Source organism: Paenibacillus sp. 2003, from assembly GCF_031455635.1.
Classification (GTDB): Bacteria; Bacillota; Bacilli; order Paenibacillales; family Paenibacillaceae; genus Paenibacillus; species Paenibacillus amylolyticus_B.
This window is the reverse complement of sequence record NZ_JAVDTB010000001.1, coordinates 266,621-283,998: the sequence shown is the minus strand read 5'-3', so window position 1 is coordinate 283,998 and position 17,378 is coordinate 266,621. Positions and strand designations below refer to the sequence as shown.

General features: G+C 46.7%; 16 protein-coding genes and 1 riboswitch. Of the genes, 5 read left to right on the top strand and 11 right to left on the bottom strand.

All coding sequences use genetic code 11. From position 1 onward, the window contains the following. Positions 1–38 precede the first annotated feature (38 nt). Positions 39–983, bottom strand: coding sequence for a putative sporulation protein YtxC (locus J2X75_RS01505; protein ID WP_124113713.1), 945 nt, complete (start codon positions 981–983; stop codon positions 39–41). A gap of 180 nt (positions 984–1,163) precedes the next feature. On the opposite strand from J2X75_RS01505, the gene J2X75_RS01500 reads away from it, so the two are divergent. The 4 genes from J2X75_RS01500 to J2X75_RS01485 all read left to right on the top strand — a co-directional run bounded on the left by J2X75_RS01500 (position 1,164) and on the right by J2X75_RS01485 (position 4,620). After that, entirely contained in the window at positions 1,164–1,568 is a 405-nt protein-coding gene (locus J2X75_RS01500; RefSeq protein ID WP_150364804.1) for a hypothetical protein, read from the top strand. A 294-nt stretch (positions 1,569–1,862) separates the two neighbouring features. Beyond that, the gene (locus tag J2X75_RS01495; protein ID WP_036610059.1) at positions 1,863–2,357 is read left to right on the top strand and encodes a cation:proton antiporter regulatory subunit; all 495 of its coding nucleotides are present in this window, start codon (positions 1,863–1,865) and stop codon (positions 2,355–2,357) included. Between the two features lie 4 nt (positions 2,358–2,361). Further along, on the top strand, positions 2,362–3,600 hold the full coding sequence (locus tag J2X75_RS01490; RefSeq protein ID WP_076289901.1) for a cation:proton antiporter: 1,239 nt from the start codon (positions 2,362–2,364) through the stop codon (positions 3,598–3,600). Positions 3,601–3,714: 114 nt separating this feature from the next. Further along, the gene (locus tag J2X75_RS01485; protein WP_310333894.1) at positions 3,715–4,620 is read left to right on the top strand and encodes a YitT family protein; all 906 of its coding nucleotides are present in this window, start codon (positions 3,715–3,717) and stop codon (positions 4,618–4,620) included. 83 nt (positions 4,621–4,703) lie between these two features. Here J2X75_RS01485 and J2X75_RS01480 read toward each other — a convergent pair whose 3' ends face one another. The 6 genes from J2X75_RS01480 to metA form a co-directional block, all read right to left on the bottom strand. Beyond that, a complete protein-coding gene (locus J2X75_RS01480; RefSeq protein ID WP_310336615.1) occupies positions 4,704–5,717 on the bottom strand; it encodes a zinc-binding alcohol dehydrogenase family protein in 1,014 nt (337 codons plus the stop codon). Continuing rightward, positions 5,717–6,691, bottom strand: coding sequence for an aldo/keto reductase (locus J2X75_RS01475; RefSeq protein ID WP_310333893.1), 975 nt, complete (start codon positions 6,689–6,691; stop codon positions 5,717–5,719). Before J2X75_RS01475 ends, J2X75_RS01480 begins: the two co-directional genes overlap by 1 nt. A 231-nt stretch (positions 6,692–6,922) precedes the next feature. Continuing rightward, on the bottom strand, positions 6,923–8,059 hold the full coding sequence (gene mqnC, locus J2X75_RS01470; protein ID WP_310333892.1) for a cyclic dehypoxanthinyl futalosine synthase: 1,137 nt from the start codon (positions 8,057–8,059) through the stop codon (positions 6,923–6,925). 241 nt (positions 8,060–8,300) lie between these two features. Beyond that, the gene (locus J2X75_RS01465; RefSeq protein WP_036669808.1) at positions 8,301–9,473 is read right to left on the bottom strand and encodes a trans-sulfuration enzyme family protein; all 1,173 of its coding nucleotides are present in this window, start codon (positions 9,471–9,473) and stop codon (positions 8,301–8,303) included. Continuing rightward, the gene (locus tag J2X75_RS01460; RefSeq protein WP_310333888.1) at positions 9,470–10,657 is read right to left on the bottom strand and encodes a PLP-dependent transferase; all 1,188 of its coding nucleotides are present in this window, start codon (positions 10,655–10,657) and stop codon (positions 9,470–9,472) included. Before J2X75_RS01460 ends, J2X75_RS01465 begins: the two co-directional genes overlap by 4 nt. Positions 10,658–10,681: 24 nt before the next feature. After that, on the bottom strand, positions 10,682–11,599 hold the full coding sequence (gene metA, locus J2X75_RS01455; protein WP_036610071.1) for a homoserine O-acetyltransferase MetA: 918 nt from the start codon (positions 11,597–11,599) through the stop codon (positions 10,682–10,684). Positions 11,600–11,835: 236 nt separating this feature from the next. Continuing rightward, positions 11,836–11,959: riboswitch (SAM riboswitch) on the bottom strand. Positions 11,960–12,410: 451 nt separating this feature from the next. Between metA and corA the strand changes: the two genes are divergently transcribed. Next, the gene (gene corA / locus J2X75_RS01450; RefSeq protein WP_062833460.1) at positions 12,411–13,346 is read left to right on the top strand and encodes a magnesium/cobalt transporter CorA; all 936 of its coding nucleotides are present in this window, start codon (positions 12,411–12,413) and stop codon (positions 13,344–13,346) included. 71 nt (positions 13,347–13,417) lie between these two features. Here corA and J2X75_RS01445 read toward each other — a convergent pair whose 3' ends face one another. The 4 genes from J2X75_RS01445 to J2X75_RS01430 form a co-directional block, all read right to left on the bottom strand. Then, entirely contained in the window at positions 13,418–14,419 is a 1,002-nt protein-coding gene (locus tag J2X75_RS01445) for an HRDC domain-containing protein (RefSeq protein ID WP_310333884.1), read from the bottom strand. A 178-nt stretch (positions 14,420–14,597) separates the two neighbouring features. Continuing rightward, positions 14,598–15,476, bottom strand: coding sequence for an ROK family protein (locus J2X75_RS01440; protein ID WP_047842269.1), 879 nt, complete (start codon positions 15,474–15,476; stop codon positions 14,598–14,600). 72 nt (positions 15,477–15,548) lie between these two features. Continuing rightward, entirely contained in the window at positions 15,549–16,235 is a 687-nt protein-coding gene (locus J2X75_RS01435; RefSeq protein WP_310333882.1) for an MOSC domain-containing protein, read from the bottom strand. Between the two features lie 31 nt (positions 16,236–16,266). Then, positions 16,267–17,373, bottom strand: a complete 1,107-nt coding sequence (locus J2X75_RS01430) for a phosphodiester glycosidase family protein (protein WP_310333880.1) — start codon at positions 17,371–17,373, stop codon at positions 16,267–16,269. Positions 17,374–17,378 lie beyond the last annotated feature (5 nt).

The window sequence follows — 17,378 nt, the reverse complement described above, 5'->3', positions numbered from 1 at the left end:
CGCTTTTGTTTCAATGGTTCACATGAAAAATTCATGGATCAACAGTTATTATAATTGCCGAGATCACTTGCGTCAAGACCTGTCAACAATCCTGAGCGCAGCACTTCGCATTCCGGGCAATGATGACATATTTGCACTTTGTCTTCAAAGATCTGGCATATGGTCGAGATGATTGGCAGATCCGGGGTGCGTGTATGGAGCATGACCTTCTCAGGAGAGATCGAGATGAGTGTACTTACAATCATATCTTCGATATCCATCTCCAGTTCCAGACCCGGCATTTCCACAACAACCTGTTCATCCTTTTGCACGGGTAACAGATTAAGTCCAGCATCCAGGACCTGAAATTCATGCATTCCCTTGTGTACAAGATGAACCAGAGGTACTTTGGCTTCTTGAAAAAACACAAAATATTTTAACAGCCCCATAAACTCTTCATACTGCCGATCCATCCAAAATTCATCCAGCGCATACTCCACTAATTCCTGAAGTTCCTGCTTATATGGCCGTATACGGAAATTGATAATGCCTTCAAGGTGAAAAAAGTGAACATCCTCCAGGTCCTGCCGTAGGCCACTGGCTAACGTAGTACGGCGGCGTTCCCGAAGTCCGGGCTGATCCAGATCACCATTTAATAGAAGTGGCATGCAGATTCGATTGACCTTTTCCACCTCATGCTCATCCATGACAGAACACGCCTTCGCGATCATATCCTCTACCATGCTCCGTTCTTGTGTCTCCATAATGAAGTCGGCGAGTCCAAGGGAGAGCAGATCACTGATCCGGGGAAGCCATTGCTGGAAGTCTTCGTGATTCTCATTCCCTCTGCATACCCAGGTTGCTCTTCCATCATTATGTTTGAAGGTGAGCCGGAATCCTCTTTTACTTATATGTAAACCTTTGGTTTTTTCCTTGACACAACGATAAAATTGATCCGCTTCCTCTTGCCCCGATACATCGGTCCATACAGCAAACAGTTCCACAAGAATCACTCCTTTCCTTCCTGTTCAAAGTATATGGCAAGGCCGATGGGGATATACGAAGCGGATTGATGGAAAGCGTGTCATGATTTCTCAGTATATTATGAAGAGGTTTGGAGTTAAGACAAAAATGTGTTATTATTTTTATAACAGTATGTTTCACGGAAAAGGAGGGAAGCCAAAATGAGACAACAACCTAGAATACTCCACTACACTATCATTATCATTTTGTGCGTTTTCCAAGCCTTGTGCTTCCCTATTCCGATGCAGACCGAATCTGCCGTTGGGGTGTCTGTAGAAGCAACTTCCAACAAGGAAGTGCTGTTGCAAATACCCGAATCCCAGCAGAAACCTGTCATTCGCAAATACCCACAAGTCATGTCCAAGCTGATTGCGGTTACGCATAATAAGCCTGTCTTTCTTGTCCTCGCATTGTTATTGATGCTGCGAATCCCTACAACGGGTCTGTCCTTTAAACCGTGGTATTGTCTGTTTAAACGCAGATTATTTCTGCTACCTATTAAGTTTACCAGCATGTATGTATCCCTCACCCCTATAGCACCTAAATACGTGAACGCTCTTCACTAGCCGTTACGACGTATTTACAGGTTGCTTTTGCATGGAGACACCTCTGTATTTAAAGACGGTGTGCTTGTGCATAACTTATAACCCTTTTAGCACACGTTAGATAAACCCATGTTTATGACAGTACCTATTTTTGTTGTACCCACACCGACAAATTCAAATCATATGGCTGTGTCAGGAATTTCTGGCTCTGTTTACCCGCATCTTTTGATGTTCCTTTGAGCAGCAGATTAATAATTTTCGGGAAATAAGCCTGTCTTCTGTGGCCAGCCCCTAATTATAAGGAGGCAACAATCCATGGATGTACGCGAAACAGACTTGCCGGGAATCGGCAAAAAATTTCAGATTGAAACAAGCAGCGGTGATAAAATTGTCATTATTATTCACGATGACGGTCGCCGGGAAATGTACCACTTCGAGTATGATGATCCCGATCAAAGCATCTCGATGATCACACTTGACGATTACGAAGCACGACAGATTGCTGCTATTGTTGGCGGATTAACTTACAAACCAAAGCAGCTTGAAAATATTGAAGTAACGTTTGACGACCTGATTATCGAGTGGTACAAAATCGAACCATCCTTTGGGAGTATCGGCAAATCCATCGGTGAATTGGACGTACGTCAAAACTCTGGGGCAACGGTTATCGCCGTTGTAGAGAAAAATCACAAAAAACATATCAGCCCAGGTCCGGAGGTAGTTATCAGTGCAGAATCCACGGTGGTAGCCGTTGGCGAACGCAATCAGCAGAAACTGTTTAAATCCCTCCTCCTGACTGGAAGGGGGTAAATAGATGGATCATTTGATATTCGAAGTAGGTCTGGCCCTTGTGCTCATTGCGGCAGCTGGCCTTTTATCGGCAAAACTAAGATTTTCGGTCGTTCCGTTTTATATTCTGATCGGGATGGCCGTTGGGCCACATGCCATGAAAATCTGGCATCTGGACTTCCGCTTTATTGAGAGTCAGCCTTTTATTGAATTTATGGGTCGGATCGGTATCCTGTTCCTTCTTTTCTACCTTGGACTTGAATTCTCGGTAGGTCGTTTAATTAAATCGGGTCGCTCTATTGCAGTAGGCGGCTCGATCTACATCGGCATTAACTTTACGCTGGGATTAATATTCGGTTTTATGTCCGGTTTCCCAGTTGCAGAAGCACTTATTATCGCAGGTATAACTACCATCTCTTCCAGTGCCATCGTGGCCAAGGTGCTCGTGGATTTGAAACGAACGGCCAATCCGGAAACAGAGATGATATTGGGGATTATTATGTTCGAAGATGTATTCCTCGCTGTATATATCTCGATTTTGTCGGGACTTGTGCTTAGTGATTCATCCTCCATCGGAGGCGTCATCATGTCCGCACTTATTGCCCTCGGATTCATGCTTATCGTGATTATCCTTGGACGCAAAGCAACACCGCTACTAAACAAATTGCTTAAAATTCGATCGAATGAGCTATTCTCTCTCGTTGTATTCGGAGCCTTGTTCCTGGTAGCTGGTTTCTCTGAAACCATTCATGTTGCCGAAGCGATCGGTGCATTACTGGTTGGTCTGGTGCTTGCTGAAACAGAACACGCGAAACGGATTGAGCACTTGATTCTACCGTTCCGTGACTTCTTCGGAGCCATCTTCTTCTTCAGCTTTGGATTGTCCATTGATCCGTTGTCCTTGGGTGGCGAAGCCGTATGGTTAGCTCTGATTGCAGTTGTTATTACATTGTTCGGTAACTTCCTGGCGGGTATGATGGCCGGGCGTAGTGCAGGACTATCGCCCAAAGCATCGGCGAATATTGGATTAACCATTGTGTCACGGGGTGAATTTTCCATCATCTTGGCCAACATGGGTAAAGCCGGGGGACTGTTGCCAATGATTCAACCGTTTGCCGCGCTGTATGTCCTAATTCTGGCCATTCTGGGTCCTTTATTAACCAAAGAGTCCAAACATGTATTCCGTTTATTGGATAAAATATTCAAGTTCAAAGATCCTCGGAAAAAGAAAGAAGAACCAAAGGTTCTGCAGAAAGAAGGATAATTCCCTGTGTCTGTAAAGAACAGACATACTGACGTACTTCGCGGCTCTTACGCCGATCTTTCTGTGACTAACCCAGGGAGAATGGCTCGAAAGCCGCACTAAGGAGGATGACCTATGAAAGCACCTCTGATATCGGCTAATCCGGTGCCAAACACCGCCAAGACCAGGATATCGTCTACCCGCCGCTGGTTAAACCTGTTTCTCGTTATTGCGGGCGGAATTCTGGCCTCCGTGGGACTTGAATTGTTCTTACACCCCAATAAGATTATTATTGGAGGCATTACAGGCATTTCCTCACTCTTCGCCCACTGGACCGAAATGAGGATTGGTTTGTTCCTATTTTTATTCAATGTTCCGTTTATATTTCTGTCTTACAAGATTGTGCAGAAGAAATTTGTACTGGTTACTGTTCTGGGTCTGGTTGTCTTTTCGATCGGTGCCATTGTGCTTCATCCCATGCCGCCACTTGTAGAGCATCCGCTGGCTGCCGCCATGTTTGGCGGATTATGCCTCGGACTCGGAATTGGACTCGTCGTGCGGTATGGCGGGACACTGGATACGCTGGAAATCGGTGATCCGTCTTCCCGCCCACCTGAACGTGTATTTAGCGGAAAACGGATGCTTATCGAAAAAATAATCATGCTGCTTAACTTGTTGATACTGACAGCCGCTGGTGTTGTCTTTGGCTGGGACCAAGCGATGTATTCCGTAATCGCCTATCTTATTGCTTATGAAATGGTGTACATTGCTTTCAGGGGCTTCTCTTCCAAACGCAAAGTGTGCATTTTGACCACACAAAGCTCTCAAGTTGAAAAAGCAGTACGCAAACGGCTGCGCCGTGAACCTGGAACGCTGAAAGCCACTTCTGACTCAACACAACTCGCGATGGCGGAAGGATGGATCAGGCAGATCCCAGGTGCACTTTATTATGAGGTACATGTGCTGGAGATGATCTGGTTGAAGTCCATTGTGCGTCACATTGATCCACATGCGGGTATTGTGACAAATCCGGAAAAATAAAAAAACGCTCTCTTCCCCTATGGATGGATGCTATTGTCCACCAAGGTCAGAGAGCGTTTTTTTGTTATCCGATTTACTTGTGATTATAGTTCAACGATGGCTTTGACTACATGTGAATCTGGCAATAGCCATTGATCTATTGCAGTAGGTAACTCATCAAATTCCACGCGGTGTGTGATATATCCATCCATACTTAATTTCTTTTGACGCAAGGTTGACAGGACCTGTTCAAAATCTTCACGGGTTGCGTTTCGACTGCCCAGGATGCTCATCTCCCGCTTGTGAAACTCAGGATCATGAAAGGTAATATCTGCTTTCACCAGTCCAACAAAAATGAGTTGACCACTATGCGCAACATATTGAATGGCCTCATTCATGGAATTCACGTTACCGGTTGCATCGAAGACAGCCGTAGCATAGTCACCTCCCGTGATTTCAGCCACTTGTTGTACAGAATGTTCATTAGCCTGAACCAAGTCATCCGCTCCAGCCCAAGTCCGGCTAAGCTCCAGCCTGTCCAGATTACGATCAACGGCAATAACACGTGCCCCCGCCTGTTTGGCAAATGCCATCACGCCAAGTCCAATGGGGCCAGCTCCAATCACAACCACATGCTCACCAGGCTTGATTCCTGCTCTTCTGACGGCATGGGCTCCAATGCTTAATGGTTCTACCATTGCCGTTTCATCCAGCGTCAAACCTTCTGCTGAGAGCAGATGTGAGACAGGAACACTGATTTTTTCTCTCATGCCTCCGTCTACGTGCACACCCATGACTTGCATGGACGCACAACAATTGGTTTTTCCACTGCGACATGCAATACAGTGCCCGCAGTGCAGATACGGAATAATACTTACCTGATCCCCAGACTTTAATCCTGCCTCGTTCGGACCGATTTCTTCAATAACAGCCGCCAGTTCATGACCCAGAACACGAGGATAGGTAAAGAAAGGTTGGTTGCCTTTGTACGCATGCAGATCCGTTCCACAGATCCCAATCCGCCGAATGGCAACCAACGCCTCTCCTTCTGCTCGTTCCGGTTGAGGCAGGTCCTGGAGTTTCAATTGATCTATTTCTTCACATACAATGGCTCTCATCATTGTTCCCCCTTGGATGCTTCTGCTGACGTGTTGCTTGGCTTCGTATTATATTCAGGTCGTCCGCTTGACCACGTCTCGTTATGCAATGGGGCCAGAATGCGCAGCACTTCATCCAGCAAGCTCTGATCGATCGGTTCCTCTACCCAGACTGCATTATTGAGGATATTGCGCTGGCTGGCACTGCTCACCAGTGTTGTTGGAATTCGTTCATTCGACGTAGAGAATTGCACGGCCAGCTTGGCAATGTCACTGCCTTGTTCTGCACAGAAGCGGGCAGCCTTAAGGCAGAGCTGTTTCACACGATCATCTGCCGGATGCCAGGCAGGAGCCCCTCGGGTACTCAACAAGCCCATAGAAAGAGGTGAAGCATTGACGAGGCCAATCTCTTTTTTTTCCAACAGGGGCAATAACGATAATAATGAGGTATCATTCAATGAAAAATGACAATACGAGATGATCGCATCCACATCGATCTGTGGCAGAACCTTCTCGAACAACGGTAAGGGTAATCCACAAATGCCCGCATGTCGTATAACTCCCTGCTCTTTCAGACGCAGCAACGTTGGAAAAGCTTCTTCGATAATAATCTCTGCTGGCACAAATTCAATATCATGCAGGAACAGAATGTCGATATAGTCTGTATGCAGTCGATCCAGGCTCTCTTGCACACTATTCAGAATTCGCTGACGTGAAAAATCAAACTCATTTTCCCCATACCGTCCGGCTTTGGTTGATAACATATATGAACTGCGCGGCAAGCTGCGGATGGCTTCACCCAACACTGTCTCCGCTTTTGTCAGCCCGTAGTAAGGCGAAACGTCTATGTAATTCATCCCCGCATCTACGGCCGCATGTACAGTGCGAATCCCTTCGTCTCGGTCAATGTCACGAAATACAGAACCGAGTGAGGATGCTCCAAAGCTCAATACAGGTACGTCCAGTTCCGTCTTGCCAAGTATTCTTCTCTTCATCGGTTTAACCCCTTCCAGCGTGTCTGACTACACAAGTTCCCTTTCATTGTAACAGTTCAATTTCAATATAAAATATCGCCAATTGCGTAACATGTACTGTTTGATGACCTCGAACCGCAGAAAGAAATCAAAAAGCCCGCCGTCTCTCCAAACGGAGTAGTCAGCGGGCTTGGCTTCATAAATACTTATCTAACGATCAGCATTTATAGGAGTAGTATTAAATAATCAGGATTAGTTCTGCATTACGAAATCTTCATGTACGGCATTCTCTTCATCGAACATACGCACGATGTCATATCGAGTGTTACGTTGTGCCGGGATATAACCGGACTCCCGAATCAAACGGAGAATGGATTCAATGTTAACTTTGTAAGTTGCACCAGCAGCAGATACAACGTTCTCTTCAATCATCGTGCTACCGAAGTCATTACAGCCAAATTCAAGCGACTTCTTACCGATCTCAGGACCCATCGTTACCCAAGAGGATTGAATGTTCTTGATATTATCAAGCACCAGTCGGCTGATGGCAACAGTCTTCAAGTACTCGTCCGGAGTCTGACGCTCCAGCTTAAGGTTGGTATTGTCTGGCTGGAAGGTCCAAGGAATGAACGCCAGGAAACCTTCGGAGTCATACTTGTTCGCAATACATTCGTCCTGAGCTTCACGTACACGGAGCAGGTGCAATGCACGCTCTTCCATCGATTCACCAAGGCCGATAACCATTGTTGCCGTGGTGTTCATACCGATGCGGTGTGCAGTTTGCATAACGTCCATCCAATCCCGCCATGAACCTTTCAAGCGGCTGATTTTCCGACGTGTGCGGTCATCCAGAATTTCAGCGCCGCCGCCAGGCAAGGAATCCAGTCCAGCTTCGTGAATGGCACGAACAACCTCTTCCAATGTAAGGCCATCGGATACTTCAACCATTTTCATAATCTCAGCGGGTGAGAAAGAGTGCATCGTGATGTTTGGGAAACGCTCTTTGATGGCTTTCAACAGGTCTGTATAATAGCTGAAAGGCAAGTTTGGATTCGTTCCACCTTGCATCAAAATCTCGGTACCATTCACATCTTCCGTTTCCTGAATCTTTTGGAAAATAACTTCGTCTGGAAGCACATAACCTTCATCTGAACCAGGTCTGCGGTAGAAAGCACAAAAACGGCAGTACACATCACACACGTTTGTGTAGTTGACGTTACGCCCAATTACAAATGTTCTGTATGGTTCAGGGTGCATGCGTTTCATAATGACATTAGCAGCTGCCCCGATTTTGTCCACTTCATTGGATTCAAATAGCTGAATCGTGTCTTCCAAGTCCAAACGTTCGCCCCGAAGGGCTTTATCTAAGATACGGTCTACCGTACTCATCGTAAAAAAGCCTCCCTCATGAAGAGAAATTATATAACGATCCGTCCCAACTTGTTCAAGAGAAGCAAGTTCTGGTGGCAACATCGTATTTCTGTACTCCACATATCGTAACACAGGTTACATGTGAAAAAAAGCACCTTATGTACAGGTGCTTTAAAAATAAGTAAAAATTTTTACATATGGAATGGAGTTTATTCGAGATTAAGTGATACGCATCGGCGTATTCGGTCATCCACTTTTACTAGGATTCCTGAAGTGCTTGCTCCAAATCTACAATGAGATCTTCGATATCTTCCAGACCTACGGAGAAGCGCAGCAGCCCATCTGTAATGCCACGGTCACGGCGAACCTCAGCCGGCATTGCCGCATGAGACATCATAGCTGGGTAGGACAGAATACTCTCCACAGCTCCCAAGCTTACAGCAACAATAGGTAGCTTCACCCGGTTAAGAACTGCTTTTGCGCGATCACCTGAACCGACGTCAAATGAAACGACAGCTCCATATCCTGTGGACTGGCGCTCATGTGCCTCACGGCCCGGATGATCCTCCAATCCAGGATAAAAGACAGCGGTAATATCACTGCGCTCATTAAGCCATGCCGCCAGTTTGGCTGTGCTCCGTTCACTATGAGCCATGCGAGCCCCCAAGGTTTTCATCCCGCGCATCAGAAGCCAGGATTCTTGTGCCCCGAGTACAGTTCCAAGTCCATTTTGCAACTGTTTCAGTTGTACGCCAAGTGATTCCGTGCGAGCAACAGCTAACCCAGCCAGTACATCACTGTGACCTCCGAGAAACTTCGTAGCACTATGTACGACGATGTCCACACCAAGCTCAATTGGACGCTGATAGTAAGGTGTCATAAAAGTGTTATCCAGTATCGTGATCAGGTCATGTTCCTTCGACCAGTCAGTTACGGCAGCGATATCCGTAATTCGCAGTGTAGGGTTGGACGGTGTTTCCATATAAACTGCTTTGGTGTTTGGCTTGAGTGCCGCTTTTACTTCATCTATATTGGTCATGTCTACAAAGGTCGTCTCGATCTGCATGCGGCTTAATATGGAAGTAAGCAAACGATACGTACCTCCATATACGTCTTCCGTTACAATCATGTGGTCTCCTGCGGAGAACATCATGAACACGCTTGAAATCGCAGCCATCCCCGAAGAATAGGCAAAACCTCGTGCGCCGCCCTCCAGCAGTGTGATGTAATCTTCCAGAGCCTGGCGTGTCGGATTACCCGAACGACTGTAATCATGTTGAGGCGGATTGAAGATATCAAAATGATGGAATGTTGATGCTTGATAGATCGGTACACTGGAGGCTCCGGTCGTTTTGTCAATCTCATCGCCAAAATGGAGCAATTTGGTATCAAATTTCAACTCGGAATTGGGCTTGTTGTTGGACTCACTCATGAGTGCACGCCTCCTTCCACTTCCTGTTGTGCAACTGTCAGAGCATTGCCGAGATCTGCAATCAGATCATCCGCATGTTCAATGCCTACGGAGAACCGGAGCAAACGGTCATCCACACCTACGGCGTCACGAATTTCAAGCGGAATATCCGCATGAGTCTGTACTGCCGGATAAGTCATGAGTGATTCGACTCCGCCGAGACTTTCGGCAAAAGCAATGAGTTTGATATGACGCAGCAACGGTTCAACATAACGTGCATCCTTCACTTTGAAAGAGAAGATACCTGTGTTACCGGTGGATTGTTTATTCTGTATTTCATACCCCGGATGATCGGATAGGCCTGGATGATACACTTCAACCACCGCTGGGTGCTCAAGCAAGTATTTAGCAATAGTAAGTGCATTGTGCTCATGACGCTCCATGCGAAGAGCCAGCGTTTTCATACCTTTCATCAACTGGTAGGAGTCACTTGGAGACAATACCGCTCCAATGGAATTATGCAAGAACGCCATCTCTGCAGATAACGCCTCACCTTTGGTAATAATTAGTCCAGCGAGCACATCATTGTGTCCACCCAGATATTTGGTAGCGCTATGAATGATGATATCGGCACCCAGTTCAATCGGACGTTGGAAAAATGGAGTCAACAACGTGTTGTCAACAATGGTCAACAGGTTGTAACTTTTCGCCCAGGAAGCAACGGCTTCCACATCTGTGATCATCATCAGTGGATTGGTTGGTGTCTCAATAAATACAGCTTTTGTATTCGGCTGACGAACCTTCTCCAGTGCTGCAAGGTCATTCGTGTCCACATAACTTGCAGTTACGCCGAAACGGGACAGGATACGTTCCAGCAGACGATAGGTTCCACCATACAGATCCAGCGATACAATCAGATGATCCCCTTGACCAAACATGGCAAAAATCGTTTGCAGCGCGGCCATTCCCGAGCTACAGGCAAACCCTGCATCACCGGACTCCAGCGCTGCGGCGGCTTCTTCCAATACTTTACGGGTTGGATTAGTCGTACGGATATAATCAAACCCCGTGCTTTGTCCAAGCTTCGGGTGGCGAAACGCAGTGGATTGATAGATCGGAAAGTTAATGGCGCCTGTTACCGGTTCATTGATGGACCCAATTTGTGCTAAGCGGCTTTCGATTTTCAACTTGTTGTTGTCTTCCATTGCTGCATCCTCCTGTAATCTCGATTAGATTTGCGGGCCAATATCGTAAGGTGTTTCTTGATACACATAGTAATTGAGCCAGTTAGAGAATAATAAGTTGGCATGAGCGCGCCAAGTAGCCGGTGGCACACGGGAAGGGTCGTCATTCGGATAATAATGTCTAGGCAATGCGATATCCAACCCTTTGGCTGCATCCCGGTCATACTCCCACTTTAATGAGAACGGGTCATACTCGGCATGTCCTGTGGCAAAAATCTGTTTGCCGTCTTTGGTAGCAACCAGGAAGATCCCCGCTTCCTCGGATTCAGCCAAAATCTCTAAATTCTCATTCTTTTCAATATCTTCGCGTCTCACTTCCGTATGACGGGAATGTGGAACGTTGAATACTTCATCGAATCCACGCAACAACGGAACATGTGGTTTATTAATGGTATGTGGGAAAACGCCAAAACACTTTTCATCAAGTGCAACCTTGGGTACGTCAAAATGATGGTATAAACCTGCCTGGGAAGCCCAACATATGTGGAGGGTTGAAGTCACATTGGTTTTGGTCCATTCGAAGATCTCCTGGATTTCATTCCAATAGTTCACGTCTTCGAAATCCATCTGTTCCACCGGGGCACCCGTAATAATCATTCCATCGAAACGGCGGTGCTCAATCTCATCGAAGGTTTTATAGAACAAATCCAAATACTCTTGAGACGTATTCTTTGACGTATGGGATTTGGGATGTACGAGAACGACATCCACCTGAATAGGCGTGTTTCCCACCAGACGAAGCAATTGTGTTTCGGTCGTTTCCTTTGTGGGCATCAGGTTTAATATAGCGATACGGAGTGGACGAATATCCTGCTGATATGCAGAAGTTTCATCCATGACGAAGATATTCTCTCCTTCAAGTACTTCTTTTGCTGGTAGAGTATCGGGTATTTTGATTGGCATAGTAAGTCTAACTCCTCCTTGTGCATAGATAGATGCAGCCACCCTTGGCTTGATGTCTTCACATCAATACAGTTATAGACTGCCTCGAGCTTGTAAAAACATTGAATTGCTCTTTCATTCAACGTTACAAACAACCTCAAGTTCCTTAGCGAAAATCACTGCTGAGAAGTCGGGGCATATGACAAAGACCTTCCTCGGATTTCGAGAAAGGTCATATGTAAAATAGATATGCGCCTCTCTCATCTCTCAGTTACAACAGTGCCACTTGACACTTAGTCGCTGCAAGAATTAGCACCGTGCGGTATACCGCCGGTTGCCGGGTTTCATCGGGCCAGTCCCTCCACCTACTCTTGATAAGATTTCGCTGTATTAGATTGTAATTTAATATGGTTCACCGTCTACTTTATTACATTAATGCCCTCACGTCAAGATGCAGTTCGATGTCTGCTTCCCAGATCGGAACCGTTCATCATCCGTTGTCATACACTGCCTCAGGGCGCGAAATAGACACATTTTTGCGCTTGAAAGCACCTTGTACCAGCGGTATACTAAACAAGGTGTTATAAACCCTTATGTGAGAGGTGACATATTAAATGGATGGCGACCCGAGGCCTGACTGGCAGCCGAATTCCGACAAACTGCATAGAGAATTGACATCAGCATGCCGGCAGCGGGACGTGACTTCCGTTTGATTATATAGTGTACGCAGCCCTGATCTCCAGGCTCCGCTGCCGACCGGCTGATTTGTTCTTTTTGCGCCCATAATGATAATATCCGCCAAGTTGGCGGGTGCAGAAGGAGTAGATTAACGATGAAAATCCGGTTGGTAAACAACGGTGTATTTATTCCGGTGGACGACATTCAGCAGGCGCTGACTCCACCAGCGGAAGGATTTTACTGGATTGATGCAGACGTAGACGATTTGGCGGTACTTCAGCCGCTGTTCTTGATGCATGATCTGGCTGTGGAAGACTGTCTTAGTGACGAAGAACAACGTCCGAAGATTGAAATTTATGAGAACCATTATTTTATTGTGATTAATAGCATCCGTTTCGATGATGAAGAGATATTTCTACGTGCGGTGAACTTATTCCTCGGCAGACATTTCATTATTAGTGTTACCAAGCAAAAGGTCAGCGAATTGCGCACACTGAAACCAATCCTGTGGGAACAGGAAATCAGTACACCGGATCGTCTGCTGTATTTGCTGGTTGACTTGATTGTTGATAATTATTTCACCGTAGGTGACCGAATTGAAGCACGGATCGAGAAGCTTGAGGAAGACATTCTGATGCACACCAAAAAGTCACATCTGAATGAAATTATCGGGCTACGCAGTGAGATTCTGTGGCTGAAAAAAGTGCTCGGACCTCAGAAAGAGGTCATTAACACCTTGAACAAAAAAGATCTGCGTCTCATTGATGATCAACTGCAAAAGTATTTCAGTGACATCTATGAGAATGCTGTAAAAATATCTGAAACCTTTGAGACTTATCGCGACCTGATGGGCAACTTGCGAGAAGCCTACCAATCCAGTATTGCGAACCGGGCGAATGAGATCATGCGTGTATTTACCGCCATTACCACGGTCTTCATGCCGCTGACGGTCATTACCGGTATATACGGCATGAACTTTACGAATATGCCAGAGCTTAACTGGAAATACAGCTATTTTGTTGTGATTGGCCTGATGGTTACACTGGGCCTGAGCATGTTCTTCATTTTCCGCAAGAAAGACTGGGTATGAACTCGTATGAAATAACAAAGACGAAGCGCTCCTCCGGGAGAAAACGCCTCGTCTTTTTTCATTTCTGATCATTAACCAACATTCTTCTCTGTCTCTGTGTGCCGACGAAAGCGGATTCGAATCATGCGCAGTCTTTCATAGACCTGCTCCAGACTTCCTCCATCGGGTTTCTCTCCTCCATACACCTTATGTAATACTGGCTTCAGGAACGTATCTCCCAGCTCCTCATACGCACTCCATACGGCCTCTTGTTCGTTCTCTGGCATCACTGCCAGCTCCACATCAAGAAGACAATCGGTGTCATAACCTTCGTGATCCAGTGCCTCTAACAGCTCAACCAACTCACGTCGGGATAATCCGGATCGATTAACAATCTCCTCTAACGTATACCCTTCCTTCATGCCTTCAAGCACCTGCTTACGCGTGGTGAACTTATCAAGTTCCTGCTTATACTTCTGCTCTCTCTGCTTGTATAACCAACTCTCATACTCTTCTTCCTTCAGCGCCGTGTATACCCAGTCCAGCGGGAATGTCGTTGAACGCTCCAACCCGTTTGTAATCTCCATCCATTCCGTACCATACTCAGTTGCTTTGCTCTCTCCTACGCCCGGCAGTTGCATCAGTTCATCCAGCGATTGCGGAACAAAGGCACTGATCAAACGCAGCAAACGATTTGTTGCAATAAAATACGGTGCCTTCCGGTCAGACACAGCTCTCTTCCTGCGCCATGTGCACAGATCCGTATATAATTGCTCATTGCCGTATAACTCACTGTAACAATGGAGCCGCTGTCCACCATAACTGCGTGACTTCAGATCATCATTCTCATGAAATAACCCCTGCAACTGCGGTCGGTACCCCTCACTCATCTGTATGGCAAGCTGATGACGGTAAATATGAAGCAGCTCCTCCCAAGAAGTCCCTTCATACCAGATGCTGTCCTCACGCTCTCCTTCCTCGTAGCGACTCCATCCCAGCTGCCAACTATCTTCCTCTTCCCCAATCCATAACTGTGCATACTCTGCATTCTGATCTGACATTCTGGACAATCTGTTCATGAAAATGACTTCCATTTTCGTTCCCTCCCTTTGAATATTCAGCTTATACGAGTTAGAGATACTACCTATAGGCAGCACAAAAAAAAACACCCCTCCTGCAAAATCCATGCAAGAGAGGTGCTTCCTCATTAACCGTACTATGCTGTTGCCCATATCATACCACAATGGTAAAATTCGTCAATCCCTTAATGACCTACTTATTCAATGCCAACTTGGCAAGCGCCAGCGAACCACACAGCCCTGCATTGTCGCCAAGTCCTGGTGAAACAACATACTGGTCAATGTCGGATTGAAGTGCCGGATGCTGAACGTATCCAGCCAGCAACTCCTGCAGTTTGCTACGCACCATCGGGAACAGGTGCTCCTGCTTCATTACTCCGCCACCCATGACGATTTTCTGCGGAGAAAGAATGAGAACATAATTCATCAGTGCATGTGCCAGGTAATGTGCTTCGATCTCCCAAGCTTTATGATCTGCAGGCAGTTCATAAGCCGGTTGCTCCCAACGTTTGTTAATGGCCGGTCCTGCTGCAAGGCCTTCGAGGCAGTCACCATGATACGGACAGAAACCCTCGTATGTATCCTCCGGATGTCTGCGTACAATGATATGTCCCATCTCTGGATGTGACAATCCATGGACCATTTTACCGCCAACCACAGCACCTGCACCAATACCTGTACCCACAGTGATATACAGACAGCTCTCAAGGCCTTGTGCAGCGCCCCAGGTTGCTTCTCCAAGTGCCGCACCATTCACATCCGTATCAAATGTCATCGGCACATCAAAATGCTCCTTGAGCTTGCCAATCACGTTATACTGTCCCCAATGTGGTTTTGGTGTTGTTGTGATATAGCCATATGTTGGGCTTCCTTCAATCGGATCAATCGGACCGAATGAACCTACACCCAAAGCTTCAATGCCTTTGCCTTCAAAAAACGAAATCACTTGAGCCATTGTCTCTTCCGGTGTTGTTGTTGGAAAACTTACGCGTTCCAGAACTTCTCCGTTTTCTGTGCCAATACCACATACAAATTTGGTTCCGCCTGCTTCAATTGCGCCTAAGATCGTCATGTTAGTCACACTCCCAAGTTAGTTTAAAAAGAAATTCGGATTGCTTTACTTGATGACACTATAATTACCCTGCTACTTGTTCTCCAGCTTGGACAAACGTTTCATTAACGTTTGCTTCCAGCTGTCTGACAGCGAAGGAATGGCCAGCAACGCCTGGATACCATCGACATTTTCTTTCCCCTGATGCATAATTCGATTGGCTTCAAGAACCGTCATTGATGCGGGATCGGTGCTGATCCGTCGAAATATCGATGAAGGCCCTACCTCACCTTCTTGCAGTACACGAAAGTAAAAGCCGGTATATCCACTCTCCTGAAAATAAACAGGCAGCTCCTTATAATCATACCGCGCCCCCAGCTTGAAGCAAGGTTGTCTGGGCTGACTGACCTGCACTGTGGCTTCGCCCAACTCGTACACATCACCAATCCGGACGTCTTCTTCGGCACAGCCTTCAACTGTCAGATTTTCTCCACAAGCTCCCCAATCCAGCTTGCGATCCATCAGTTGTTCCAGCGCCGGATAACGACTGTAATCGTATACACAAACGGCTTTGTCAGGGCCGCCATGATGCACCAGATCCGCCTGCGCGTCCCCTGTCATTCCAGTGAATGACAGGAAAACCGCGTCGGATACAGGCTGTTTCACAATGCCGCTCAGCACTTCACGCTTCTGCCCAGGGAGCGGCTGCGGCAGTCCTACATTAATGGCCAGAACAGCTGTATTTCCCTCCCCTGGCTTTTGATCAGATGTGAGTGTCATTTGGCATCATACCTCCCATAATCACTTTCTTTTAACGCACAGAACCACCAAATACAAGTGTGTTACTCAAAAGCCGGCCTGGAGAAGTTAGCATTTTGCCCCTAGCATACATGCCCGAGGAAGCACCGCCATCCAGATTCATGGCCTGTTTGGCACCAAGCTTCTGCATCACCGCTGCCCACTCCTTGATTGTCGCTCCGGAAACGGTAGCCAGCATAACAGAGCCGTCCGCCATGATGGCGATACCACTTCTGGCTCCGGAAGCATTAAGAATCTTGGCATCCTTGAAACCTTCGCTCGTCGGATTTACAGCTACCTTGCCGTCTTTCACCAGACGTGGTCCTGCCCCAACAGCGGTCACTACATCTTGCCAAGGGATTTCTTTGCCTGCTGCGTTCGTATACTTATAATTCATTTCTACGGTCGAACCAACGGTGAAACGATCCGAAGAAGACTTCTGATTACCAGTGAAGACCAATACCGAGCCATTCTTAGGAATCGCTACATTTGTATTGGGCACTTTTTTGGTCACGATACCTTTCTGCATGACAACCGCAGTGCCACCTTTGAACCCGACTGTGGCACCTCGTTCAGGCGTATACAGCATTGTTATGCTCGCGTTCGCTGAAGGTGTTCGATTAATAAAGGTTGCATACCAACTGCGTGATTTACCTTTTGTATCCGTTACTTTACCTGTCAAACTCACCTGAAGTGAATCCATGATCGCCGAGCCGTCTTCCTTAAATCCAATGGATGTTCCGTATCTTCCAATATGTATGACCTTACCATTTGCTATTAACATGCCGTATGGATCTGGTGCTCCGTTGTATGCTTCAAAAAATGCTCCGTTAATGGCTGCTTGTGCGCCATAAGCCTGCACAATTGATGGCAATGTTGCCGTCTGGCCAACTTGCTTCTTCGCGAGTCCCACGGTAACCGGTGTTCCCTTCGGAATCGAAACGGTCTGTACGGTAAAATTACGTCCTGCTGCTTTTACTTTCTGTACTTTGGTGCTAATTGCTGCTTTGGCATCCACTGTCTGTGGCGCACTTAATGCTCCCGAAAGAATTACGGGCAAGGCCAGGACAAGGGCCATAGCCCCTGTCCACCACTTTTTGCCTGTTCGTACGTTCTGCATGTTGC

Bases quoted from the DNA above. Each gene is read 5' to 3' on its own strand.
- J2X75_RS01500 (WP_150364804.1), top strand. From the start codon at position 1,164: ATGAGACAACAACCTAGAATACTCCACTACACTATCATTATCATTTTG.
- J2X75_RS01495 (WP_036610059.1), top strand. From the start codon at position 1,863: ATGGATGTACGCGAAACAGACTTGCCGGGAATCGGCAAAAAATTTCAG.
- J2X75_RS01490 (WP_076289901.1), top strand. From the start codon at position 2,362: ATGGATCATTTGATATTCGAAGTAGGTCTGGCCCTTGTGCTCATTGCG.
- J2X75_RS01485 (WP_310333894.1), top strand. From the start codon at position 3,715: ATGAAAGCACCTCTGATATCGGCTAATCCGGTGCCAAACACCGCCAAG.
- J2X75_RS01480 (WP_310336615.1), bottom strand. From the start codon at position 5,717: ATGAGAGCCATTGTATGTGAAGAAATAGATCAATTGAAACTCCAGGAC.
- J2X75_RS01475 (WP_310333893.1), bottom strand. From the start codon at position 6,691: ATGAAGAGAAGAATACTTGGCAAGACGGAACTGGACGTACCTGTATTG.
- mqnC (WP_310333892.1), bottom strand. From the start codon at position 8,059: ATGAGTACGGTAGACCGTATCTTAGATAAAGCCCTTCGGGGCGAACGT.
- J2X75_RS01465 (WP_036669808.1), bottom strand. From the start codon at position 9,473: ATGAGTGAGTCCAACAACAAGCCCAATTCCGAGTTGAAATTTGATACC.
- J2X75_RS01460 (WP_310333888.1), bottom strand. From the start codon at position 10,657: ATGGAAGACAACAACAAGTTGAAAATCGAAAGCCGCTTAGCACAAATT.
- metA (WP_036610071.1), bottom strand. From the start codon at position 11,599: ATGCCAATCAAAATACCCGATACTCTACCAGCAAAAGAAGTACTTGAA.
- corA (WP_062833460.1), top strand. From the start codon at position 12,411: ATGAAAATCCGGTTGGTAAACAACGGTGTATTTATTCCGGTGGACGAC.
- J2X75_RS01445 (WP_310333884.1), bottom strand. From the start codon at position 14,419: ATGGAAGTCATTTTCATGAACAGATTGTCCAGAATGTCAGATCAGAAT.
- J2X75_RS01440 (WP_047842269.1), bottom strand. From the start codon at position 15,476: ATGACGATCTTAGGCGCAATTGAAGCAGGCGGAACCAAATTTGTATGT.
- J2X75_RS01435 (WP_310333882.1), bottom strand. From the start codon at position 16,235: ATGACACTCACATCTGATCAAAAGCCAGGGGAGGGAAATACAGCTGTT.
- J2X75_RS01430 (WP_310333880.1), bottom strand. From the start codon at position 17,373: ATGCAGAACGTACGAACAGGCAAAAAGTGGTGGACAGGGGCTATGGCC.